The sequence below is a fragment of the Barnesiella sp. An22 genome (assembly GCF_963931395.1).
In the GTDB taxonomy this organism is placed as follows: domain Bacteria; phylum Bacteroidota; class Bacteroidia; order Bacteroidales; family Barnesiellaceae; genus Barnesiella; species Barnesiella merdigallinarum.
In genome coordinates this window covers 3,377,972-3,401,138 of record NZ_OZ007014.1, presented here as the reverse complement: position 1 = coordinate 3,401,138, position 23,167 = coordinate 3,377,972, and the positions used below count along the sequence as shown (strand labels likewise).

Sequence of the window (23,167 nt, the reverse complement as noted above, 5' to 3'; positions counted from 1 at the left end):
CGGCTGTAGAGATAGGGGCAGACAGTCTTGTCGGGTTTGGGGAGAGGCTGTTGTATAGGATTATTTGGCGGTCATTCGACGGTTGTATGGGGCATTTGCCGACGTTTGGGTGGCGGCTTTGGGGTGATTGGTCTTACGGATATAGGACTAAAACAAGGGCCATACCACCCCGACGTAACGGTTCGGCAGGTACAGCCCTTTGTGGCGGAATCGGTCTCCGTGAGGGAGACCGATTGCAATCGATTATTTCACGATTACCTTTTGCGTAGTTTGTCCCACACGGGCTATGTAGATGCCCGGTGTCAACGACAGGCGATATTCGGGAGCCGCTATCGTCTGCTGGGTCACGAGGCGGCCGTCGATGGTAAATACCTTTACTTGTTTGTTGTCGGCTCCGGCGATAATCATTTCGCTTTGGCCGCCGGCAATGAATACCGAGGCCGATGTGGCTGTTTCGATAGCACTGGCGCCATAGTTGTCGATGCGCAGGTTGTCGATAAAGATATAGGGATAGAGTGCGTGGAGCGAGGTGAACTCCAGTTGTATGGTCTGGCTTTTGTAAGCCTCGAGCGAAGCCTCTACCTTCAGCCATCCCTCTTGGTCGCCGAGGTCGCAAATCTGGAACGATTTTACCTCCTGTGCAGTTCCGTTGGCGATTGCAGAAACCCTCAACGTATTGATGTCGCGATCTTCACCATCTACGATATTGTAGGTATAGAAGGTAAGTGTCGGAGTTTCGAGACCGCTCAAGTCTATTTTGCCGGTTATGAAGGTAGCCGAGTCTTGCAGGTAGGAGCCCTCCGAGCCGAAAAAGCCGTTGTCGCCATCTTGCGATTCGATGCCCGTTTCGTTGGTAAATCCTTTCCAGGTGGCCAGATTGTCGCTGTAAAGTCCTATGATAGTAGCCGGTGTTCCGTTGGCAAATGATTCGACGAACGGGGTTGCATAGGCCGGACCGAGAGGCAGCAACGGGGAGTTCATAAAGTCTGAGATACCGCCTCGGGTCTCGGCTACGAGGGCATATTGCACAAACGATTGTGTCGACACGTCGTCGGTCGCCTGGAAGGTATAGGAGTCGCCGGTAATACCGTCGAACAGGAGTGTGGCCAGGCCGTCGCCGCCGTAGATGCGGTAGGTCACGAAGGCCGGGTCGAGTGTGTTGTTGCGGATGTCGGTGGTAACGGGTGTCCATTTCAGAATCACCTCACCCGGTTTGCTCCCTTCGGTCAGGCTGATTCCGGTGGGATTGGAGGGTTCCAGCACTCCTACGAAGGCGCTTGTTTCGATGGCGGGACTTTCGCCCGAACCGTTCACGGCAATGGCCGAGTAGGTGTAGCGCGAGCATTCGGGCACTTCGTCGACATAGGTAAGTTCTGCTCCGGGAGCCGGGGAGTCAAAGGTGTGTATGAGGCTGTCGTTGCGCATGAGGCGAACACTCTCGAGGCTCTCGAGGGCATCGCCGTTCAGGTCGAGGGTGGGGGCGGTGAGGGCGATGTCGGCCTTTAACTCACCATTGGTGCGGGTAGTTGCTGTCAAGTCCGACGGAGCAGCCGGAGCCGAGGCCCCTTTGGCTTCGCCCACACTCAGGTTTTTCAGACTGATCGAGAGCATATCGGCATCGCTGCACCCGTGTATGCCGATATAGTAGGTACCGCTTTCGCTCGGTGAGAGGGTGCCGCTGTAACTCTTGTAGACGGTGTGTGCGACCTGCATTTTTTCGATGATGGTCTCGGTCATGGATTCGGGAGTATTCTCTTTGCCATACATCACCTCAAAGCTCTCGTTGTAAGAGCCGCTTCCGGTCATTACTTCAATCGAGAAGTTGTAGATTTTTCCCCCTTCGAGGGCCAGAGCCGGGGTTATCAGCCAGTCATTCATGGCCTCATTCGAGTTGTACGAGATTTGAACCGATCCCAGATAGGGGCCCCAGGTTACTCCGTCGTTGTTTACATCGACAATGGTGTAGTCGTTTACGAAAGCATCGTTAGCGAAACTCTCCGCGTAGGGCGGTGTTATTGGTTCGGTTGCGGCTTGCGGTTGAGCAACTGTTGCCAGCGAGAAGGTAGCACATAGCAAAAGTGTAGAAATTTTCATGCGATGAATTTTCATACAGTTTACGGTTTAAGGGTTAGTATTAAGATATTTTGGTTTAGTGTATAATGGATTTGAAGCCTATCTGCACATCTTTTCTACAAATGTATACACATGCAGAGGCAAACGGTTTTGTCGTATAGTTAATAATTGTCAAACAATCCTCCTCCGATAGGGAAAAGTAGAGTAAGGAATGTTCTGTATAAATCACCAATTAAATCAAATGGATATGGAAAAGATTGCAAACATTCAAGCTCGGGAGATTCTCGATTCACGAGGTAACCCCACGGTCGAAGTCGATGTAGTGCTTGATTCGGGTGTTAGAGGCCGTGCCGCTGTTCCTTCGGGCGCATCGACCGGGGCACATGAGGCCCTCGAATTGCGCGACGGCGATAAATCGCGCTATGGTGGAAAAGGTGTGCAGAAGGCTGTGCATCATGTCAACGATGTGATTGCAAAAGCTCTCAAAGGGGCCGACCCTTTCGAGCAGAGTCGTATCGACCGGCAGCTGATCGACCTCGACGGTACCCCCTCGAAGTCGAAGCTGGGAGCCAATGCCATCCTGGGTGTCTCCCTGGCTGTGGCCAAAGCGGCTGCCGCTCAATTGGGTATCCCTCTGTATCGTTATATCGGTGGGGCCGATACCTATGTGATGCCCGTCCCCATGATGAATATCATCAACGGCGGCTCGCATTCCGATGCTCCTATTGCTTTTCAAGAGTTTATGATTCGTCCCGTAGGGGCATCCTCTTTTAAGGAGGGGTTGCGCATGGGGGCCGAGGTGTTCCAGGCCTTGAAGAAGGTGCTGCATGGCAAAGGGTTGAGTACCGCCGTGGGCGACGAAGGAGGCTTTGCCCCTGCCTTGCCGGGTACCGAGGCTGCCATCGAGACCATACTCGATGCCGTGAACCAGGCCGGCTATATGCCGGGGCGCGATGTGCGCATTGCTCTCGACTGTGCGTCGTCCGAGTTTTATGTCGATGGACTCTACGACTATACGCGTTTCGAGGGACCCGGAGGTGTCAAGCGCACGACTCAACAGCAGGCCGAATACCTGCAAGACCTTATCATGCGCTATCCTATCGACTCGATCGAGGACGGCATGAGCGAAGACGATTGGGAAGGTTGGCGTCTCCTCACCGATTTGATTGGCGACAAGTGTCAGCTCGTAGGCGACGACCTCTTTGTGACCAATGTCGACTACCTGGCCGAGGGTATTCGCAAGCATTGCGCCAACTCCATATTGGTAAAACTTAATCAGATAGGCACCCTTACCGAGACGCTTCGGGCCGTACAGTTGGCGCAGCGCAACGGGTACACGGCTGTCATCTCGCACCGTTCGGGCGAGACCGAAGATGCCACTATTGCCGATATTGCCGTAGCGACCAATGCCGGGCAGATAAAAACCGGGTCGCTCAGCCGTTCCGACCGCATGGCCAAATACAATCAACTGCTCCGTATCGAGGAGGAGCTGGGTAGCGTAGCCCAATATGGTTATAAAACGATTGTCTAATTCCGCTCTGTTTTCGTTCCGGGGAGGCAGGCTTTTGGCATAGTCGCAAAAATCGCGAAAAAAAAGTTTGTTTATAACGGAGTGAAAATGGGGAAGTTGAGAGAAAAGTATGTTTTATAGCATAAAAAAGTCCTCAAAAAATTTGGAGGGAATATATAAAAACGCCTACCTTTGCATCGCTTTTCGAAAGAACACCGGGTCAACCGGAGCGAAAACGGAGGGCACAGTTCATTGACAAGACTGAAAAGAAGCAAGTGTAGTACAAGAGAAAAGAGAGAACGAAGTCAATTCGGCCAGGAGTCCTTCGAAGGTATAAAATAAGAAAAACAAGATATACAACGAAGAGTTTGATCCTGGCTCAGGATGAACGCTAGCGACAGGCCTAACACATGCAAGTCGAGGGGCAGCGCGGAGGTAGCAATACTTCTGGCGGCGACCGGCGCACGGGTGAGTAACACGTATGCAATCTGCCTGTAACAGGGGGATAACCCGGAGAAATCCGGCCTAATACCCCATAACGACGAGATCTCGCATGGGGATTCGTCTAAAGAGAGCAATCTTGGTTACAGATGAGCATGCGGTCCATTAGCCAGTTGGCGGGGTAACGGCCCACCAAAGCGACGATGGATAGGGGTTCTGAGAGGAAGGTCCCCCACATTGGAACTGAGACACGGTCCAAACTCCTACGGGAGGCAGCAGTGAGGAATATTGGTCAATGGTCGGCAGACTGAACCAGCCAAGTCGCGTGAAGGAAGACGGCCCTAAGGGTTGTAAACTTCTTTTGTCGGAGAGTAAAGGTCTTCACGAGTGGAGATTTGCAAGTATCCGAAGAAAAAGCATCGGCTAACTCCGTGCCAGCAGCCGCGGTAATACGGAGGATGCGAGCGTTATCCGGATTTATTGGGTTTAAAGGGTGCGTAGGCGGCATGACAAGTCAGCGGTGAAATGCCCGGGCTTAACCCGGGAGCTGCCGTTGAAACTGTCGAGCTAGCGTGCACAAGAGGTAGGCGGAATGCGTGGTGTAGCGGTGAAATGCATAGATATCACGCAGAACCCCGATTGCGAAGGCAGCCTACTAGGGTGCAACGGACGCTGAAGCACGAAAGCGTGGGTATCGAACAGGATTAGATACCCTGGTAGTCCACGCAGTAAACGATGAATACTAACTGTTTGCGATATAATGTAAGTGGTACAGCGAAAGCGTTAAGTATTCCACCTGGGGAGTACGCCGGCAACGGTGAAACTCAAAGGAATTGACGGGGGCCCGCACAAGCGGAGGAACATGTGGTTTAATTCGATGATACGCGAGGAACCTTACCCGGGCTCAAACGCAGGGGGAATATGGGTGAAAGCCCATAGCCGGCAACGGCCGCCTGCGAGGTGCTGCATGGTTGTCGTCAGCTCGTGCCGTGAGGTGTCGGCTTAAGTGCCATAACGAGCGCAACCCCTATTGACAGTTACTAACGGGTCAAGCCGAGGACTCTGTCGAGACTGCCGGCGCAAGCCGCGAGGAAGGTGGGGATGACGTCAAATCAGCACGGCCCTTACGTCCGGGGCGACACACGTGTTACAATGGCAGGTACAGAAGGCAGCCAACCAGCAATGGTGAGCGAATCCCAAAAACCTGTCTCAGTTCGGATTGGAGTCTGCAACTCGACTCCATGAAGCTGGATTCGCTAGTAATCGCGCATCAGCCATGGCGCGGTGAATACGTTCCCGGGCCTTGTACACACCGCCCGTCAAGCCATGGAAGCCGGGAGTACCTGAAGCATGCAACCGCAAGGAGCGTACGAAGGTAATACCGGTAACTGGGGCTAAGTCGTAACAAGGTAGCCGTACCGGAAGGTGCGGCTGGAACACCTCCTTTCTGGAGAAGAGACACCAAAAAGAGGCCGAAGAGAAAGGTTCTCGACTCTTGAACGCACTGCTTCTTTTCATTCATATATAAAAGGAAACAGAGACACCCGCCAGGGCACGATTTGAGACAGTCCTATAGCTCAGTTGGTTAGAGCGCTACACTGATAATGTAGAGGTCGGCAGTTCAAATCTGCCTGGGACTACACCGACTCTCAAGCGAAAGCAACCGAAAAGGAAGCTGAACAGAAAGAAGAGAGTAAAGTGGTAGCGGGGGGATTAGCTCAGCTGGCTAGAGCACCTGCTTTGCAAGCAGGGGGTCAACGGTTCGAATCCGTTATTCTCCACAGAAGATCCTTGACATGTTGGGAAAAAAGAGAACAAGAGCACGAAGCAAACCATATCAACCCAAAACGACAGCTCTTCATTAGTGAAGAGAAGCCGCAAGAAAGTAAGAAAGGGCGCATGGGGGATGCCTAGGCTCTCGGAGGCGAAGAAGGACGTGATAAGCTGCGAAAAGTTACGGAGAGGCGCAAATAGCCCGTGACCCGTAAATCTCCGAATGGGGCAACCCAGTCAGCAATGACTATACCGCATGGCGGTAGGCAAACGCGGGGAACTGAAACATCTAAGTACCCGCAGGAAGAGAAAATAACAATGATTCCGCAAGTAGTGGCGAGCGAACGCGGAAGAGCCCAAACCGACGATGTTACGGCACCGTCGGGGTAGAAGGATCCATGACAAAGACAAGACCGAGCATAGCAGAATACGATGGAAATCGTAGCCATAGAGGGTGACAGTCCCGTAAGCGAAATGCGAAGGAAGTCGAATGGACACCTGAGTAACCCAGGACACGAGAAATCCGGGGCGAATCTGCGGGGACCATCCCGTAAGGCTAAATACTCCCGAGAGACCGATAGCGAACCAGTACTGTGAAGGAAAGGTGAAAAGAACCTCGAACAGAGGAGTGAAAAAGACCCTGAAACCATGCGCCTACAAGCGGTCGGAGCACGAAAGTGTGACGGCGTGCCTTTTGCATAATGAACCTACGAGTTACTGTTGCTGGCGAGGTTAAGCGATTCAGTCGCGGAGCCGAAGCGAAAGCAAGTCCGAACAAGGCGTACAGTCAACAGCAGTAGACGCGAAACCAAGTGATCTACCCTTGGTCAGGTTGAAGGTTGGGTAACACCAACTGGAGGACCGCACTGATAAGCGTTGAAAAGCTTACGGATGAACTGAGGGTAGGAGTGAAAGGCCAATCAAACTTGGAGATAGCTCGTACTCCCCGAAATGCATTTAGGTGCAGCCTCGGGCAAGAATGGCAGAGGTAGAGCGACTGATAAGATGCGAGGGCTTCACCGCCTATCAAGTCTTGACAAACTCCGAATACTGCCATTTGTTACCCGGGAGTGAGGGCATGGGTGCTAAGGTCCATGTCCGAAAGAGGAACAACTCAGACCACCAGCTAAGGTCCCGAAATAAGGGCTAAGTTGAACAAACGAAGTAAAACTGCAGAGACAGCTAGGATGTTGGCTTGGAAGCAGCCATTCATTTAAAGAGTGCGTAACAGCTCACTAGTCGAGGAGTTTTGCATGGATAATAATCGGGCATAAGCCCTTTACCGAAGCTGTGGATGTCGTAAGACGTGGTAGGGGAGCATTCCGTCGGCGGCGAAGGTCAGCCTCGAGGCTGGCTGGAGCTTACGGAAAAGCAAATGTAGGTATAAGTAACGATAAAGGGGGCGAGAAACCCCCTCGCCATAAGACTAAGGATTCCTGATCAACGCTAATCGGATCAGGGTAAGTCGGGACCTAAGGCAAAGCCGAACGGCGCAGCCGATGGAAGAAACGGTCAAGATTCCGTTACTGGTATAAGGAGCGACGTGGAGACGGAGAAGTGACACACCCGCCTGCTGACGGAATAGCAGGTTAAAGGAGGTAGGTATACGTGACCCAGGCAAATCCGGGTCGTGTGCCGAAACTGACAGTATCGAGAGCCCCCGGGCAATCGAATAGCGGTGGTAAGCAGGCTCCCGAGAAAATCCGCTAAGCATATTCTTATATCACCCGTACTCCAAACGGACACACGTAGTCGGGTAGAATATACCAAGGCGCTCGAAAGATTCACGGTTAAGGAACTAGGCAAATTGACCCTGTAACTTCGGGAAAAAGGGTCCCCAGTAAGATGGGGCGCAGAGAATAGGTCCAGGCAACTGTTTAACAAAAACACAGGGCTGTGCAAAATTTAAAGATGAAGTATACAGCCTGACACCTGCCCGGTGCCGGAAGGTTAAGAGGAGACGTCATCGCAAGAGAAGCGTTGAATTGAAGCCCCGGTAAACGGCGGCCGTAACTATAACGGTCCTAAGGTAGCGAAATTCCTTGTCGGGTAAGTTCCGACCTGCACGAATGGTGTAATGATCCGGACACTGTCTCAACCGTGAGTTCGGTGAAATTGTAGTATCGGTGAAGATGCCGATTACCCGCAACGGGACGAAAAGACCCCGTGAACCTTTACTGCAACTTAACATTGCGTTTGGGCATTCGATGTGTAGGATAGTCCGGAGGCTGAGAAGCGGTGACGCCAGTCATCGTGGAGCCGCTGTTGAAATACGGACCTTTGAATGTTTGAACGCTAACTCGCAGGAGCGAGGACACTGTTTGGTGGGTAGTTTGACTGGGGTGGTCGCCTCCAAAAGCGTAACGGAGGCTTCTAAAGGTACCCTCAGGCCGATTGGTAACCGGCCGCAGAGTGTAATGGCACAAGGGTGCTTGACTGAGAGACAGACAAGTCGACCAGGTAGGAAACTAGAGCATAGTGATCCGGTGGTTCCGCATGGAAGGGCCATCGCTCAAAGGATAAAAGGTACTCCGGGGATAACAGGCTGATCCCTCCCAAGAGCTCATATCGACGGAGTGGTTTGGCACCTCGATGTCGGCTCGTCACATCCTGGGGCTGGAGAAGGTCCCAAGGGTTGGGCTGTTCGCCCATTAAAGTGGCACGCGAGCTGGGTTCAGAACGTCGTGAGACAGTTCGGTCTCTATCTGTTGTGGGCGTAGGAAATTTGCGGGGGTCCGACACTAGTACGAGAGGACCGTGTTGGACAGACCCCTGGTGTATCGGTTGTTCCGCCAGGAGCACAGCCGAGTAGCTAAGTCTGGAAGGGATAAGCGCTGAAAGCATCTAAGTGCGAAGCCCGCCCCAAGATAAGATTTCCATGAGGGACGTCAAAGACGATGACGTAGATAGGTCGCAGGTGTAAAGGCAGCAATGCCAAAGCCGAGCGAAACTAATCTCCCGAAACTTTGCAGCGGCGGATAGTCGGGAAGGGCCGATAAGGTAAGTGAAAGTGTAGTAAATTCGAATTTTTTCAAACGTCAAGGATCGAGATATTCAAGGCGGTTATAGCACGGGGGATCCACCTCTATCCATTCCGAACAGAGAAGTTAAGCCCCGTCACGCCGATGGTACTGCGCAAGTGGGAGAGTAGGTAGCCGCCACCTTAAAAGATGAGCCGGAAGGAAGTCGAAGAGACAACCCTCCGGCTCTTTTTTTATGCCCTCCCCAATTCCCCGGAGGGCATGCCGAGTCATCCCGCACTCCGACGCGGGATCCAGGGAATACCCGCTTTTGTCATTCCGCACCTTTGGTAAACATATCCTACACCTTTTTATAATCACCTTTTTTAGTTTACCCAATCGCCTCCGGTGTGGTCACCCAGTCATCCCGCACTCCGATGCGGAATTCAGGAATATCGGCAAAGGTCATCCCGTACCTTTGGTAAACTTATACCGCACTTTTTTATAATCACCTTTTTAGTTTGCTCAATCGCCCCTGATGCGGTCTCCCAGTCATCCCGTACTTTGATGCGGTATCCAGAAATACCGGCCTTGGTCAGCCGCACTTTTGGTAAACACATCCCGCACTTTTTTATAATCACCTTTTTAGTTTGCTCAATCGCCCCCGATGCGGTCACCCAGTCATCCCGCACTTGATGCGGAATCCAGGGAATACCGGCCTTGGTCAGCCGACCTTTTTATAATCACCTTTTTTAGTTTACCCAATCGCCTCCGATGCGGTCACCCAGTCATCCCGCACTCCGATGTGGTTGCCCAGTCATCCCGCGCTCCGACGCGGGATCCAGAGAATACCGGCAAGTTTACTCGTAAGATTCTCTTTCCTGGACCCCGCATCACGTGCGGGGTGACACGGTTCTCGACGCGGTATCCAGGATATACCCGCTGTTTATACCCAAAGAAAACTGCCGGCAGTACCGTCCGGGCCACTGGGGAGCACGGCCTCCCCTTTTCTTTTCCCGCAAAAGAAAAGGGAAAATCAAAAGAAAGCTTCCGGCTGATGTCCGAAAGCTGAAAAATGGCTGCGAGGTCCGGGGAAAAAGAACTCGCCGGGCTCGCTCCGTAGCAGCCGTTCGGCAGGCTATACAGCTCTGGGCTTCCTTTACCGATTCACCTCGGCTCAAACATCTTTTCCCTTGTTCGTCCTTCTCCGCTATTTTTCTTTACGCTTTCTCCCATAGGCCGGACTGGGCTGCGAGCTTCGGTCATCGCCCCCGATGCGGTTATCTGGTCATCCCGCACTCCGATGCGGGATCCAGGAATACCCGCTTTTGTCATTCCGCACATTGATGTGGAATCCAGGAAATACCGGCAGAAGCACTTGCAAAATACACTCCCCTTACGGCCCCTTTCTGGACCCCGCATCGCTGTGCGGGGTGACACGGTTCTCGACGCGGTATCCAAGATATACCCGCTGTTTATACCGAAAGAAAACCGCCGGCAGTACCGTCCGGGCCAAAAGAAAGCTCCCATAGGCCGGACTGGGCTGCGCGCTCTGCTCATTCTGTACGGTAATTCGGTATTCAAGAGGTTCCCGCGTTGTAGTACCCATAAGCAACACTTATCTGTACCCCGCATCATGTGCGGGGTGACACCCTTGGTCATGCGCTCTGACGCTGTATCCATAAATATCTGGGGGGAGAGTCACTGTTGCTATTCCTCTTATGTCATGAACTGGGACCCCGCATCGAGTGCGGGGTGACACGGTGTGCATCACGTGTGGGGAGGAGACATCCTTTGTTATACCGCGCTCTGACGCGGTATCCAGAAAATCCAGGAGAGGGGCCTCGATTTTGCATGGTGGGTGATATGTTTTATCTAATATTGTGATGGTGAAAGTCTTTTACGAAGAAAAAAATCAAAATCTTTTGTTTTTCAAATAAAAAGCGTGTACCTTTGCAGTCCGATTATTACCCAAATTTGAGAAAATTTGAATGGCAGTCGTTATTCCTTTGGCCGGGAATGTATGCACTGCTGTTATTTAAGTGTTTAATTATTAAAACAATAAACGGTGGATACTTTAAGTTATAAGACCATTTCTGCAAACAAAGAGACCGCTAAGAAAGAGTGGGTTGTAGTAGATGCAACCGACCAAGTTTTGGGTCGTCTGTGTGCAAAAGTTGCTAAGATATTGCGTGGTAAATACAAACCGTGCTATACTCCTCATGTAGATTGCGGTGATAACGTGATTATCATCAACGCTGACAAAGTGCAATTGACGGGTAAAAAATGGACTGATCGGGTTTATCTGAACTTTACGGGCTATCCCGGTGGTCAGAGAGAGCTCTCTCCTGCTGTTCTGATGAAAAAAGGAGAATCGAAATTATTCAAACGTGTGCTGAAAGGTATGCTTCCCAAAAACAAACTGGGCGCTCAACTGCTGAGAAATGTATATATCTATGCAGGTAGCGAGCATCCCCACGCTGCACAAACCCCCAAAACAATTGATATTAACACCCTTAAATAAGTAATATGGAAGTAGTTAATGCATTAGGCAGACGTAAAGCCGCAGTAGCACGAGTATTTGTGAGCGAAGGTACGGGTGTAGTAACCATAAACAAAAGAGAGTTGGCCGTTTACTTCCCCTCTTCGATACTTCAATACATTGTAAAGCAACCGCTCGAAAAACTGGGCGTTGCCGAGAAATATGATATCAAAGTAAACCTGAACGGTGGTGGTTTCAAAGGCCAGGCCGAGGCTCTGCGCTTGGCTATCTCGCGTGCTTTGGTAAAAATCAACCCCGAAGACAAGTCGGCCCTCAAAGCCGAAGGCTTCATGACTCGCGACCCGCGTGCTGTTGAGCGTAAGAAACCGGGACGTCCCAAAGCTCGTAAGAGATTCCAGTTCAGTAAACGTTAATATGCGACGGCCCTGTGCCGAAGATATATTTGTGTTTAGTATCCAAATCGCAAGGACTTTACCCTATTGTGGGGTAAGCTACCTTGAGGTTGTATAAGTAGAATGTAAACAAATTAAAATCAAACCAATGTCTATTACAACTTTTGACCAATTATTGGAAGCCGGTGTTCACTTCGGACACTTGAAAAGAAAATGGAATCCCGCTATGGCTCCTTACATCTTCATGGAGCGTAACGGTATCCACATCATCGACTTGTACAAAACCGTAGCCAAAATCGACGAGGCCGCTGCTGCCTTGAAATCGATTGCCAAATCGGGCAAGAAAATCCTGTTCGTAGCTACGAAGAAACAAGCTAAACAAGTGGTTGCCGACAAGGCTTCTGCCGTAAATATGCCGTATGTGATCGAGCGTTGGCCGGGTGGTATGTTGACCAACTTCCCCACAATCCGCAAGGCTGTGAAGAAGATGTCGACCATCGACAAGATGGAAAAAGACGGTACGTTTGACAACCTGTCGAAACGTGAGAAACTGCAAATCTCTCGTCAACGTGCCAAATTGGAGAAGACGCTGGGTAGCATTGCCGACCTGAACCGTCTGCCGTCGGCCCTGTTTGTTGTCGATGTTCTCAAAGAGCATATCGCCGTACGCGAGGCCAACCGTCTGGGTATCCCCGTATTTGCCATGGTCGATACCAACTCCAACCCCAATGACGTAGATTTCGTAATTCCTGCCAACGACGATGCTTCGAAATCGATCGAAGTTATCCTCGACGCCGTTTGCGGTGCTATTGCCGAGGGTCTGGAAGAGCGTAAAGCTATGAAAGAAGATGCTCCTGCCGAAGGCGAGGAGGCTCCTGTAAAGAAAGAGCGCAAAGCTCGTATCTCGCGCAAGAAAGCCGATGATGCCGAGGTTGCCGATGCCGAGGAAGCTCCTGAAGCCGAAGCTAAAGAAGTAGAAGAATAAAAATAATCAAAAGACAAAGAGTGAAGTCAAAGAACCGACTCCACTCTTTGTTTGTTTCTAATTTAAAGAATAGGAGATTAAGTATATGGCTGTTACAATGGCTGAAATCAGCAAGCTGCGTAAACTGACGGGTGCCGGTATGATGGATTGCAAAAATGCATTGACCGAGACCAACGGTGATATTGAAGCTGCAAAAGAGATTATTCGTAAAAAAGGTCAGGCCGTCGCTGCAAAACGCGAAGACCGCGAAGCCTCTGAAGGTTGTGTTTTGGCTGCCGCTAAAGGCGATTTCGCTGCTATCGTTGCCTTGAAGTGCGAAACGGATTTCGTGGCTAAGAACGAATCGTTCGTAGAGTTGACCCGTGCTATCCTCAACGCTGCCATCGATGCAAAAGCTGCCAATATGGACGCTGTAAAGGCTTTGGAAATCAACGGTACTCCCGTTGCCAACCTGATTGTTGACGAGATTGGTAAAACGGGCGAGAAGATGGAACTCGGTTACTACGAGGCTATCTCGGCTCCCTATACCACGGCATACGTTCACCCGGGTAACAAACTGGCTACCATCGTAGGTTTCAATTTGGCCGATACCGACTATCAAGTTGCTCACGACGTAGCCATGCAGGCTGCCGCTATGAGTCCTCTGGCTGTTCGTCGCGAGGATGTTCCTGCCGACGTGGTAGCTAAAGAGCTCGAAATCGCTAAAGAGAAAGCTCGTCAAGAGGGTAAGAAAGAAGAGATGCTCGACAAGATTGCCCAAGGCCGTCTGAACAAATTCTATCAAGAGGTTTGTCTACTCGAGCAATCGTTCGTAAAAGATCCGAAGCACAACATTCAACAATATCTCCAAACCAGCAACAAAGAGCTTACGGCTGTTGCCTTCAAGCGTGTTACTCTGAACGAGGAGTAATCAAGAGATAGGGTTACCGAATATAGAAAACGCCACATCATGCGATGTGGCGTTTTTTTTGTTGTACACAAGTGTACAAGACCGATCAGATTGGATATCTTTATTTATTTCGTTATCTTTGCTTATCATGCGATAGCGGTCTGTATATGGGAATAATGCTGCAAAGCCTCTTGTGGAATCAAAAAAGATAAAAGAGATATAGATGAATTTGTTTTTTGACATGGGGATAAGTAACGGTTATAAAAGTGCTTCGCAAGTTGCGCGTGTCGTTACAGAAAACTGGGTGGTAAGAAATATGTTTTGCCCAGTATGCGGTGCGCCTCTATTGCAGCAATATACGGCGAATAGACCTGTTGCCGATTTTTACTGTGAATCGTGTATGTCCGACTTTGAACTAAAGAGTTATGAGTCGAAAACTGCGAAGGTTAAATCTAAGATTTCAGATGGCGCTTACCACACTATGATAGAACGAATCACGTCGTTTAATAATCCGCATTTGTTTGTGATGTCATACGCGGATATGAGGGTGAATAATCTGATATTGATTCCCAATTTCTTTTTTACTCCTAACATTATAGAACAGCGTGCTCCGTTGAAAGATACGGCTCGCCGGGCTGGATGGATAGGATGTAATATAGAGATAGGCAATATCCCTGAAATAGGGAGAATCATGATTGTGAAAGAGGGTGTGGAGAGAGCTAAATCGGAAATTGTAGAGCAATATCAACAAGTCTCAAGTTTACAAACTTCGGCCCTGAAAAAGCGTGGGTGGATGTTTGATATTATACAGTGTATAGAGCGTATTCAAGAACCGGAATTTTGTTTGAATGACATTTATGCGTTTTCGGAAGAGCTGAAAGACAAACATCCTGAGAATAATTTTGTAAAAGATAAAATTCGACAACAATTGCAATATTTAAGGGATAGAGGTTTTATTGAGTTTACTACACGAGGACATTATAAAAAGATTTGTTTGTGAGCCAGTTTATTTTTTATACAAGTGAAGGGTATACCGAGAGTCCAAGCGGTAAATGTGTTGAGAACTGTCAGCTGCTGGGTGTGGCTGACGGTGAAACCGTAAAAGAGGCATTTGACAATCTGTTAAGAGAGAACTCTTGGATATCAGAGTCGGGCTTCAGTATTGAAGTCGGAGCTATTATAGCCCGTGAGTTATTGAATAAGACGCGATATTCGTTTTAATTGGTAATCTGTTAAGCCTCAGTAGGTTAATCGAATAGACCTGTGGGGCTTTTTATTGTTATCTTTTACTGCTTTCTTGTGAGTGTGACTATCGCACCACCACCTTCACGGTACTGGTCGGTGTCGATACCAGGTAGAAGCCCGCAGGGAGTGGCAGGGAACCGTGGCCGGCGATATGTTGCTCGCTTACGAGAGTGCCGTCGAGGGTATGGATGCGGAGGTTGACAGGCTGTGAGGCTTCGAAACAGAGAGTGCCTTGGATACCCCACAGGCGAGTTGTGGCCTCGGTAGAGGTAGCTGTAACGGCCGACAGGGTGTAGTAGTCGCTGATGTGTATGTTGTCGATGTCTATGCCGTTGGCCGACGGGTCGGTCTTGGCAATCTTGATGCGCCAGGTGCCGGGGCGCATAATCTTGAACTGGTATTCGGTGAGTTCTTTTTCAATGGCAATGCCGGTTTGCACGGTTTCCCAGCTCTCCCCTTGGTCGTTGGAGAGGAAGATGCCGAACGAGGCGGCTCCTTTGTCCTCTTTGTAGCGGGCGGCCCACAGTCGTATGTAGCCTATGCCGTCGGTCTTGTCGTCGAGCATGCAGATATAGCCCGGTTCGCCGCTGGTCGATTGGGTGAGGCGCAGGTGAGCAGCGGCGTTGTCCCACTTCATGTCGTTGGAACTGTCGCCGTAGGTAGCACCCGTGAATTTCCATCGGCAGGTCTCGCTGCTGGTGTAGGTGCCGCCGCTGTACATTTGCTCTCCGGCGGAGATATAGGCTTTTTTCGTCTCGAAAGTCTCGTAGAAATTCCAGTACTGCGACTCGTCGTCGAGCGGTTCGGCCGGGGCAATCCAGTCGGTAAGGTTCTTGATGCCCGGCAGTGTGAAGTAGTCGGTGAGCGTACCTTTCACGGTGAGCTGCTTGCGCCAGTATTGCGGGTTTTCGTCGAGGTTGTAGTTGTCGACATAGTCTTTTATCTGTACGGGCATCATTCGGCTCAGGTCCATCTCGTCTACATCGTCGGCAATCAGGTAGGCCGAAGTACCGTCGAAGGGCGGAGCCAGGTAGTAGAAATGCTTGTTGTTGGAGTAGTCGCGATATTCGCCTACGATATATCCGCTCACGTAGTAGCTTTTCTGGTCGTTTTTCTTGGCGAGGGCCTGCGATACGGTGAGGGGCGATTGGGCCGAACTGCCGTCACCGGCCATAACCGGGAGAATAGAAACGAGTAAGATGATAAACGATAATAGACGAAGTTTCATGGGAAATCGAGTTTTGGTTTAGGTGGGGCAAAGGTACGAAAACCCCTCGATTCCGGCGCAAAAGGTTTAAAACAAAAAAAATTGATTGTCATCACGACAACCAATCTTTGTTAACCTTAATTCTAATACCATGAAAAACACATTGCAAATGTACGCATATAATTTTATATGCAAGCAAAAAGTAGAAAAAAATCGCTGGTATTTAACATTATTTTTACAATCAGGGGTTTTTGTGGCAATATGACAGGCGATTGTTACAAACGTGTTACAAAATGCTTTGCTCTTTGTGCTCTTTCGAGCTAAAATTTTGCATAAAAAGATGACCCATTACCCTCTAATATTGTTATGATGCTGTATAGTCATTCATTCAAAAAAGAGTCTTATGAAGAAAATCTTGTGCAGTTTTATGGTTTTGTTCGCTTGGGTAGCGATGAGTTCTTGCGACGATGACAAGCGGGTAGACTATCAGTATCTGCCGGCTGCCATTCACCAGTTTGTCGACAATTACTTTGCCGATGTGCAGGTGCTCAAGGCCGAGGAGGACGACGATGAGCCCCGCTATAAATTGTGGTTGAGCAACGGTTTTGAGTTGAAGTTTTACCGCGACGGTGGTTGGCAAGAGGTCGACGGCAATCTGCAGGTGTTGCCTTCGGCGTTGCAGATAGGCATCCTGCCGGGCAATCTGCTCACCTATACGGCTACGCAGTACCCCGATGCCGGCATCGTAGAGGTGTCGCGCTACAGTTGGGGATACCAGATTGAACTGAATACGGCGCCCGTCACCGAAGTGAAGTTCAACAACGACGGCGAGGTGACCACGACCGGCGGAGGGCGTTGACCCCCTCTCTTTCGGGCAATTCCTTTGCAGGTTTACCGTTTGCGTCGATAAGTGACAAAGGTGTAGGGGTAGGCGTGCCGTTCGTCGGCAGGCATCTCCTGCACCTCTTCTTTTGTCCAGAGGGCCTCGTCGATTGGGGGGAAGAAGGTATCGGCGTCGGCAAAGGTGTGGTGTATGTGGGTGATGTAGAGGGTGTCGGCCCGATTGATCGTCTCGTTGTAGAGGGTGGCCCCGCCGATGATGAAGATACGTTCGTCGGGCGACAGGGGAGCCACCTCGTCGAGGCTGTGCACCACCTCGACCCCCGGCCACGAGAGCCCGGGATTGTGGGTGAGCACGATGTTGCGTCGGTTGGGCAGAGCCCCTTTGGGCAGCGATTCGAAGGTGCGGCGCCCCATCACCACGGTGTGGCCCGAGGTGAGGGTCTTGAAATGTTTCAGGTCGTTGGGCAGATGGCACAGCAACTGCTGGTTGCGACCGATGGCACCGTTGTCGGCTACGGCGGCGATGAGGGCTATCGGAGTCATGGGCGTCATACAGATACTTTTCCCGCAATGTGGGGGTGCGGATTATAATCGGTAAGTTCGAAATCTTCGTATTTGAAATCAAAAATGCTCTTCACGTCGGGGTTCAGCTTCATCTTGGGGAGCGGACGCGGCTCGCGGGTGAGCTGCTCGTGTACCTGCTCCAGATGGTTGTTGTAGATGTGGGCATCGCCCAGCGTGTGGACAAACTCGCCCGGCTCGAGCCCCGTAACCTGGGCTACCATCAGAAGCAGCAGGGCATACGAGGCGATGTTGAAGGGTACACCCAGGAAGATGTCGGCGCTGCGCTGGTAGAGTTGCAGGCTCAGTTTGCCGCCGGCCACGTAGAACTGGAAGAAGGCGTGGCAGGGGGGCAGATTCATCTGGGGCAGGTCGGCGACGTTCCAGGCGCTCACGATGATGCGTCGCGAGTCGGGATTGTGCTTGATGGTCTCGATGGCCTCGGTTATCTGGTCGATGTGCCCGCCGTTATAGTCGGGCCACGAACGCCACTGGTAACCGTAGATGTGGCCCAGGTCGCCGTTCTCGTCGGCCCATTCGTTCCAGATGCGTACGCCGTGCTCCTGCAGATATTTCACATTGGTGTCGCCTTTGAGAAACCACAGCAGTTCGTAAATAATCGACTTGAGGTGCAGTTTCTTGGTGGTGAGCAGGGGGAACCCGTCGTGCAGGTCGAATCGCATCTGGTAGCCGAATACGCTATGGGTGCCGGTGCCGGTGCGGTCCTCCTTGAGCAGGCCGTGGTCGAGCACATGTTGCAGTAGGTCGAGGTATTGTTTCATGTCGTGTATCTATGCTTATTTGATTTGCAGCAAGCGGCTGAAGCCGAGGCACGAGATGGAGAATCCCAGTTTGCAGCCCCGAATCATGTCGCCCTGTATGGCATTGAAATTCTTGAATTGTTCGCGGTTGATAAAGATTTTGGTCCGAATCGACGCAGTGAATATCTCGCGGTGTCCGCGCCAGAACGAGGGAACCATCGATATGGTGTTGGAGAAGCGGTAGTCGAAGCAGATGCCCGCCGTCCAGTTGAAGTTGGCGTAGGCCAGCGTAGCCCGTTCGTTGCTCCCTTCGGGGATTTTCACCTGATCGGAGTAGCCCGACCAGATGCAGCCGGCGTAGGGCATGAGGGCGAAGTATTTGGTCGAAATCAGTTGCTGGCCCAGACTGAGCGAAATCGAGGTGTAGGAGTTGTGTCCGTTGCGCAGCCACACGTCGTGGATGTTGCCCTTTTGTACCCGTATGTCGCGACGCGTGCGGGCCATACCGGCCGAGAAGTCGCACAACAGGTGGGTATTGATGTAGCCCAGGTCGAAGCCGAAGTGTATCTGCCAGGCGGGGTCCCAATAGTGTTCGATGTCGCCCACGGGCCACGATGCTCCCGTACCCAGGTAGAAGCCGTAGCCGAACCGGCGGGGCGAGATGCGAGGTATCGACGGGGCGGGATTCTCGATGAGCTCTTTGGTTACGTAAAACTCCCACTCTTGCAGTTTCTCCTCGTTTTGTCCGTGCTCGGTCTCCTCTTCGGCCTTCTGGCTTTGCTCCTTGTAGAGGTCCATATACTGGCGGGTGCGGTTGTCGGCCTCAATGCCCACCACGCCCAGGTTCAGCTCGGTCTGCAACCGGCGGCGATAAAACTCGAGCAGGTCGTATTTGAGCTGGAAGAAACGCAGTTGATTGTCGGTGCGCATCGTCGAGTCGGCAAAGGAGTGCCGACGGTCGAAACAGGCTTGGGCCTCGTTGCGTACCGTGCTGGTGTTTCCGTCGCGGTTTTTGGTCTTCTCGATGCGCAGGAAAGCGGTGAAAGCCGCGGGTACGCTTTTGAGACTGAGCGTATCCTGAAAGTCGTCCCAGGTCAGCTTGCCCTCGTTCCAGAACTTATAGTCGGCAAATTCTTCGGCCCGGGTGTATGCCGGGAGCAAGAGTGCTATCAAAAGGAGAATCAAAAACCGTTTCATAGGAGTAGAATTTATTGATTAAAGAGATTCGAGCATGCGTTTCAAAACGACCTCGGCCGAGATTTCGCGGTTGGCCGCTTCGGGGATAACCAGCGACTGCGGGCTCTCGATGACGTCGTCGGTCACGATCATGTTGCGCCGCACCGGCAGGCAGTGCATGAAGTAGGCATGGTTCGTGAGGGCCATCTTTTCGCTGTCGACCGTCCAACTGCGGTCGGTGCTCAGCACCTCGCCGTAGTGCGGGTCGGCATAGGCCGCCCAGTTTTTGGCGTAGATGAAGTCGGCACCTTCGAAGGCTTTGCGCTGGTCATACTCCACGCGGGCCTTCCCCACGAAGCGCGGGTCGAGTTCGTATCCCTTGGGATGGGTGATGACAAACTCGTAGTCGGTCTCGTTCATCCACTCGGCAAACGAGTTGGGTACTGCTTGCGGTAGCGCCTTGGGGTGAGGCGCCCAGGTCAGCACCACCTTGGGGCGTTCGGTCTGCTTGTGCTCCTCGATGGTGATGAGGTCGGCAAAGCTCTGCAACGGGTGGCGGGTAGCCGCCTCCATGCTGAAGACGGGGCGTCCCGAGTATTGGATAAACTGGTTGAGAATCTTCTCTTCGTAGTCGTCGCGCTTGTTTTCGAAGCGGGCAAAGGAGCGTACCCCGATGACGTCGCAGTAGCAGCCCATCACGGGGATAGCCTCGAGCAGATGCTCGGGTTTGTCGCCGTCCATCACCACGCCGCGTTCGGTCTCGAGCTTCCAGGCGCCCTGGTTCACGTCGAGCACCATCACGTTCATGCCCAGATTCATCGCAGCCTTCTGGGTACTCAACCGGGTGCGGAGGCTCGAGTTGAAGAAGATCATCATCAGGGCCTTGTCCTGTCCCAGGTGTTTGTAGGCGAAGCGGTTGGCCTTCACTTCGAGGGCCTCGCGGACGGCGGTTTTCAAATCGCCTATGTCGTGTACGTTGGTGAAGTGTCTCATAATCGTAGTTTATTCGCGGGTTTGTCCGTTGCCGGAAATGATGTATTTATAAGTCGTCAGCTCGGGCAGCGCCATGGGCCCCCGGGCGTGCAGTTTCTGGGTGCTGATACCTATCTCGGCGCCGAAGCCGAATTGACCGCCGTCGGTGAAGGCCGTGGATACGTTGGTGTAGACGCAGGCGGCATCGACCTGCCGGGTAAAGCGGCGCTTGTGTTCCTCGTCCTCGGTTACGATGCACTCGCTGTGTTTCGACGAGTAGCGGGCAATGTGTGCCAGAGCTTCGTCGAACGAGGCGACGGTCTTGATGGCCATTTTGTAATCGAGAAATTCGGTGCCGAAGCTCTCGGCCGTAGCCGGTTGCAACAGTTCGTCGGGGTATCGTCCGGCGAGGGCCTCGTAGGCCTGCGGGTCGGCATAGATGATGACGTGCTTCCCGGCCAGCGGAGCGCAGAGCGCGGGCAGGTCGGACAGCCGCTTTTGATGGACGATGAGGCAGTCGAGGGCGTTGCACACGCTCACCCGGCGGGTCTTGGCGTTGCACACGATGCGGCGTCCCTTCTCCAGGTCGCCCGCCTCGTCGAAGTAGGTGTGGCATATCCCTGCCCCGGTCTCGATGACCGGCACGAGGGCATGTTCGCGCACATAGTTGATAAGTCGGCCGCTGCCCCGGGGGATAACCAGGTCGACTTTACCCACAGCTGTTAACAACTGGTCGGTATAACGGTGGTCGTTGGGTAGTAAAACGGCTGTATTAGAGTCTATTCCATGACTTATCAACACCCTGTTGATAATGTTGATAAGTGCGGTGTTGGAATCGTGGGCGTCGCTGCCACCCTTCAGGACGCAGACGTTTCCCGACTTCATGCAGAGGGCGAAGACGTCGAACGTCACGTTGGGCCGGGCCTCGTAGATGATGCCGATGACGCCGAACGGAACGGACACCTTGTCGATGTGCATGCCGTTGGGCCGGTCGTACGAGGCCAGCGTGCGTCCCAGCGGCGAGGGCAGCGAGGCCACGCGTCGCATATCGGCAGTGATGCCTGCCAGCCGTTCGCGGGTCAGCATCAGCCGGTCGTACTTGGGGTCACTCTCCGACATCCGTTCCAGATCGCGGCGGTTTGCCTGCAGAATGTAGTCGACCTGCCGATCGGCCTCGTCGGCCACGGCACAGAGCACACGGGCTATCGTGGCATCGTCGATGAGGTTCAGCTTGTTGGCGGCCACCCGGGCATTGTCGAGAATATGTGACAGATCGGTAGTCATGGCTGTGATATGTGTATTTGAACAAAAGTAATCTTTTTTTTCGAGTACGGGAATAAGATTGCCGTTAAAGTTGCTCGAGGTAGAGATAATCGCAGTGGACGAGCGGTCGGGCTCCCTGCTTGCCGATGAGCTGGCGGGCCGACTCGCTGTCGAACGCGACACGTCCCACCCCTATGGTGTGGCCGTCGGCATCGACAATGCGCACGATGTCGTCGCGCTCGAAGTCGCCTTCGACCCGGGTCACCCCGATGGGCAGAATGCTGGTCGCCTGTTGTGAGTGAATGGCCTCGACGGCCCCCGCGTTGAGGTGCAGCCGCCCTTTGGCAAACCCCTCGGAGTGGGCTATCCACCGCTTGATGCTCGAGATGGGCGTGGGCGAGGGGATGAATCGGGTGCACACCTCGGTGCTCCCCTCACACAGCAGGAGGGGCAGGATGTTCTCGCGCTTGCCGTTGGCGATGATTACCTCGATACCCTCGTCGGCTACCTTGCGGGCAATGTGGCTTTTGGTCGTCATGCCGCCCCGCCCGAACGACGAGCGGCCCGACTGGATGTATTGCGACAGCTCCTCGCCCGGTCGCACCTCGGTGATGACCCGGCTGCCCGGCTCGCCCGGTGTGCCGTTGTAGATGCCATCGATGTTGCTGAGGATGACGAGCGTCTCGACGTCCATCATGGCCGAGATGAGGCCCGACAGTTCGTCGTTGTCGGTAAACATGAGTTCGGTCACCGATATGGTGTCGTTCTCGTTGACGATGGGGATGACGCGGTTTTCGAGCATCACCTCCATGCACTGCTTTTGGGTGAGGTACTGTTGCCGGGTCGAGAAGTTCTCCTTGGTGGTGAGCACCTGTCCGCAGGCGATGTGATGCTCGCGGAAGAGCTCGTAGTAGCGGTTGATGAGCTTTGCCTGCCCCACGGCCGAGAAGAGCTGCCGGGCCGATACCGAGTCGAGCTTGCGGTCGATGTGCAGCTCGCTGCGGCCCGAGGCCACGGCACCCGACGAGACGACAATCACCTCGAGGCCGGCCTTGTGCAGGTCGGCAATCTGGTCGGTGAGGGCCGACATGCGGGTGATGTCGAGCGTGCCGTCGGGGCGGGTGAGCACGTTGCTGCCTATCTTCACGGCAATGCGTTTGCGGTTGTACCTCATGGCTGTATGGCAAATTGTTGTACGGTCTCGATATAGCTCTTCCACTCGGGGTCGCTCTCGGCTCCTATCCGTATGGGCAGGGGCGGATATTGGGCGAAGGTCTCTTCGACGATGCGGCCGAACTCCTCGGCCGACGTGCCGTAGTATTCGTAACGGGCAGCCCGGTTGCCGATGAAGATGGCGGTGAGTATGGCCGCCTCTTCATCTTCGAGCTTCTGGCGCAACTGCTCGTTGAGCAGGTCGAGCCCCCGGGTCTCCTTGTCGGTCGGCAGCCCCTTGCCGTCGCCGCCGTATGGCCACACGAGGGCGATGCGGGTGGTATACCGCCCCGACTGCCTGAGGGCGTCGAGAAACAGCCGGCCCCGTACGATGAGGGGCATCCCCTCGCTTTCGGCATCGGCCACGAACCATTCGTTGCTTGCTTGCATGGTCTCGGTTT

At 52.7% G+C, this 23,167-nt stretch carries 16 protein-coding genes, 2 tRNA genes, 3 rRNA genes and 1 pseudogene; 13 read left to right on the top strand and 9 right to left on the bottom strand.

Annotation, left to right across the window (positions count from 1 at the left end; all coding sequences use genetic code 11):
* Window positions 1-243: 243 nt before the first annotated feature.
* On the bottom strand, window positions 244-2,094 hold the full coding sequence (locus ABGT88_RS14200) for a T9SS-dependent choice-of-anchor J family protein (RefSeq protein WP_346702764.1): 1,851 nt from the start codon (window positions 2,092-2,094) through the stop codon (window positions 244-246).
* Between the two features lie 226 nt (window positions 2,095-2,320).
* Here ABGT88_RS14200 and eno point away from each other — a divergent pair, with 226 nt between their 5' ends.
* The 12 genes and pseudogenes from eno to ABGT88_RS14140 all read left to right on the top strand — a co-directional run bounded on the left by eno (window position 2,321) and on the right by ABGT88_RS14140 (window position 14,747).
* Window positions 2,321-3,604: a phosphopyruvate hydratase gene (gene eno, locus ABGT88_RS14195; protein ID WP_087408050.1), complete on the top strand. Its 1,284-nt coding sequence runs from the start codon at window positions 2,321-2,323 to the stop codon at window positions 3,602-3,604.
* A gap of 335 nt (window positions 3,605-3,939) precedes the next feature.
* Window positions 3,940-5,471: ribosomal RNA gene (locus ABGT88_RS14190) — 16S ribosomal RNA — on the top strand.
* 119 nt (window positions 5,472-5,590) lie between these two features.
* Window positions 5,591-5,664, top strand: a tRNA-Ile gene (locus ABGT88_RS14185).
* A 67-nt stretch (window positions 5,665-5,731) separates the two neighbouring features.
* Window positions 5,732-5,805: transfer RNA gene (locus tag ABGT88_RS14180), tRNA-Ala, on the top strand.
* A 98-nt stretch (window positions 5,806-5,903) separates the two neighbouring features.
* A 23S ribosomal RNA gene (locus ABGT88_RS14175) occupies window positions 5,904-8,770 on the top strand.
* An 82-nt stretch (window positions 8,771-8,852) separates the two neighbouring features.
* Window positions 8,853-8,961, top strand: a 5S ribosomal RNA gene (gene rrf, locus ABGT88_RS14170).
* The 16S, 23S and 5S rRNA genes sit together here with 2 tRNA genes alongside, the layout of an rRNA operon.
* A 1,864-nt stretch (window positions 8,962-10,825) precedes the next feature.
* Entirely contained in the window at window positions 10,826-11,281 is a 456-nt protein-coding gene (gene rplM / locus ABGT88_RS14165; protein WP_087409122.1) for a 50S ribosomal protein L13, read from the top strand.
* 5 nt (window positions 11,282-11,286) lie between these two features.
* Complete coding sequence (rpsI, locus tag ABGT88_RS14160) at window positions 11,287-11,673, top strand: 30S ribosomal protein S9 (protein WP_087409121.1); 387 nt, start codon at window positions 11,287-11,289, stop codon at window positions 11,671-11,673.
* Between the two features lie 127 nt (window positions 11,674-11,800).
* A pseudogene (rpsB, locus tag ABGT88_RS14155) lies at window positions 11,801-12,559 on the top strand (30S ribosomal protein S2); the annotation flags it as partial.
* Window positions 12,560-12,722: 163 nt separating this feature from the next.
* Complete coding sequence (tsf, locus tag ABGT88_RS14150; RefSeq protein WP_087409119.1) at window positions 12,723-13,547, top strand: translation elongation factor Ts; 825 nt, start codon at window positions 12,723-12,725, stop codon at window positions 13,545-13,547.
* A 202-nt stretch (window positions 13,548-13,749) separates the two neighbouring features.
* Window positions 13,750-14,526 carry a DpnI domain-containing protein gene (locus ABGT88_RS14145; protein WP_346702761.1) on the top strand — a complete coding sequence of 259 codons (777 nt, stop codon included), beginning with the start codon at window positions 13,750-13,752 and terminating at the stop codon, window positions 14,524-14,526.
* Window positions 14,523-14,747, top strand: coding sequence for a hypothetical protein (locus tag ABGT88_RS14140; RefSeq protein ID WP_346702759.1), 225 nt, complete (start codon window positions 14,523-14,525; stop codon window positions 14,745-14,747). Before ABGT88_RS14145 ends, ABGT88_RS14140 begins: the two co-directional genes overlap by 4 nt.
* Window positions 14,748-14,835: 88 nt before the next feature.
* On the opposite strand, the gene ABGT88_RS14135 is transcribed toward ABGT88_RS14140, so the two are convergent.
* A complete protein-coding gene (locus ABGT88_RS14135; protein WP_346702757.1) occupies window positions 14,836-15,999 on the bottom strand; it encodes a DUF6359 domain-containing protein in 1,164 nt (387 codons plus the stop codon).
* 382 nt (window positions 16,000-16,381) lie between these two features.
* Between ABGT88_RS14135 and ABGT88_RS14130 the strand changes: the two genes are divergently transcribed.
* Window positions 16,382-16,837: a PepSY-like domain-containing protein gene (locus tag ABGT88_RS14130; RefSeq protein ID WP_346702755.1), complete on the top strand. Its 456-nt coding sequence runs from the start codon at window positions 16,382-16,384 to the stop codon at window positions 16,835-16,837.
* A gap of 32 nt (window positions 16,838-16,869) precedes the next feature.
* Here the strand turns inward: ABGT88_RS14130 and ABGT88_RS14125 are convergent, their stop codons facing one another.
* From ABGT88_RS14125 to ABGT88_RS14095, 7 genes are all read right to left on the bottom strand, one after another.
* The gene (locus ABGT88_RS14125; protein ID WP_298662937.1) at window positions 16,870-17,364 is read right to left on the bottom strand and encodes a dihydrofolate reductase; all 495 of its coding nucleotides are present in this window, start codon (window positions 17,362-17,364) and stop codon (window positions 16,870-16,872) included.
* 5 nt (window positions 17,365-17,369) lie between these two features.
* Window positions 17,370-18,164, bottom strand: a complete 795-nt coding sequence (locus tag ABGT88_RS14120; RefSeq protein ID WP_087409116.1) for a thymidylate synthase — start codon at window positions 18,162-18,164, stop codon at window positions 17,370-17,372.
* A 15-nt stretch (window positions 18,165-18,179) separates the two neighbouring features.
* The gene (locus ABGT88_RS14115; protein ID WP_258326798.1) at window positions 18,180-19,340 is read right to left on the bottom strand and encodes a hypothetical protein; all 1,161 of its coding nucleotides are present in this window, start codon (window positions 19,338-19,340) and stop codon (window positions 18,180-18,182) included.
* An 18-nt stretch (window positions 19,341-19,358) separates the two neighbouring features.
* On the bottom strand, window positions 19,359-20,312 hold the full coding sequence (locus ABGT88_RS14110) for an N-acetylornithine carbamoyltransferase (protein WP_346702752.1): 954 nt from the start codon (window positions 20,310-20,312) through the stop codon (window positions 19,359-19,361).
* Window positions 20,313-20,321: 9 nt separating this feature from the next.
* Window positions 20,322-21,575, bottom strand: a complete 1,254-nt coding sequence (locus tag ABGT88_RS14105; protein ID WP_346702750.1) for a glutamate-5-semialdehyde dehydrogenase — start codon at window positions 21,573-21,575, stop codon at window positions 20,322-20,324.
* A 64-nt stretch (window positions 21,576-21,639) separates the two neighbouring features.
* Window positions 21,640-22,728, bottom strand: a complete 1,089-nt coding sequence (proB, locus tag ABGT88_RS14100) for a glutamate 5-kinase (protein ID WP_258326795.1) — start codon at window positions 22,726-22,728, stop codon at window positions 21,640-21,642.
* A complete protein-coding gene (locus ABGT88_RS14095) occupies window positions 22,725-23,156 on the bottom strand; it encodes a DUF695 domain-containing protein (protein WP_087409111.1) in 432 nt (143 codons plus the stop codon). Before ABGT88_RS14095 ends, proB begins: the two co-directional genes overlap by 4 nt.
* Window positions 23,157-23,167 lie beyond the last annotated feature (11 nt).

Coding starts and splice junctions, on each gene's coding strand:
- tsf (WP_087409119.1), top strand. CDS start 12,723: ATGGCTGTTACAATGGCTGAAATCAGCAAGCTGCGTAAACTGACGGGT.
- ABGT88_RS14135 (WP_346702757.1), bottom strand. CDS start 15,999: ATGAAACTTCGTCTATTATCGTTTATCATCTTACTCGTTTCTATTCTC.
- ABGT88_RS14200 (WP_346702764.1), bottom strand. CDS start 2,094: ATGAAAATTTCTACACTTTTGCTATGTGCTACCTTCTCGCTGGCAACA.
- proB (WP_258326795.1), bottom strand. CDS start 22,728: ATGAGGTACAACCGCAAACGCATTGCCGTGAAGATAGGCAGCAACGTG.
- ABGT88_RS14145 (WP_346702761.1), top strand. CDS start 13,750: ATGAATTTGTTTTTTGACATGGGGATAAGTAACGGTTATAAAAGTGCT.
- ABGT88_RS14110 (WP_346702752.1), bottom strand. CDS start 20,312: ATGAGACACTTCACCAACGTACACGACATAGGCGATTTGAAAACCGCC.
- ABGT88_RS14130 (WP_346702755.1), top strand. CDS start 16,382: ATGAAGAAAATCTTGTGCAGTTTTATGGTTTTGTTCGCTTGGGTAGCG.
- ABGT88_RS14095 (WP_087409111.1), bottom strand. CDS start 23,156: ATGCAAGCAAGCAACGAATGGTTCGTGGCCGATGCCGAAAGCGAGGGG.
- ABGT88_RS14125 (WP_298662937.1), bottom strand. CDS start 17,364: ATGACTCCGATAGCCCTCATCGCCGCCGTAGCCGACAACGGTGCCATC.
- ABGT88_RS14115 (WP_258326798.1), bottom strand. CDS start 19,340: ATGAAACGGTTTTTGATTCTCCTTTTGATAGCACTCTTGCTCCCGGCA.
- ABGT88_RS14120 (WP_087409116.1), bottom strand. CDS start 18,164: ATGAAACAATACCTCGACCTACTGCAACATGTGCTCGACCACGGCCTG.
- ABGT88_RS14105 (WP_346702750.1), bottom strand. CDS start 21,575: ATGACTACCGATCTGTCACATATTCTCGACAATGCCCGGGTGGCCGCC.
- eno (WP_087408050.1), top strand. CDS start 2,321: ATGGAAAAGATTGCAAACATTCAAGCTCGGGAGATTCTCGATTCACGA.
- rpsI (WP_087409121.1), top strand. CDS start 11,287: ATGGAAGTAGTTAATGCATTAGGCAGACGTAAAGCCGCAGTAGCACGA.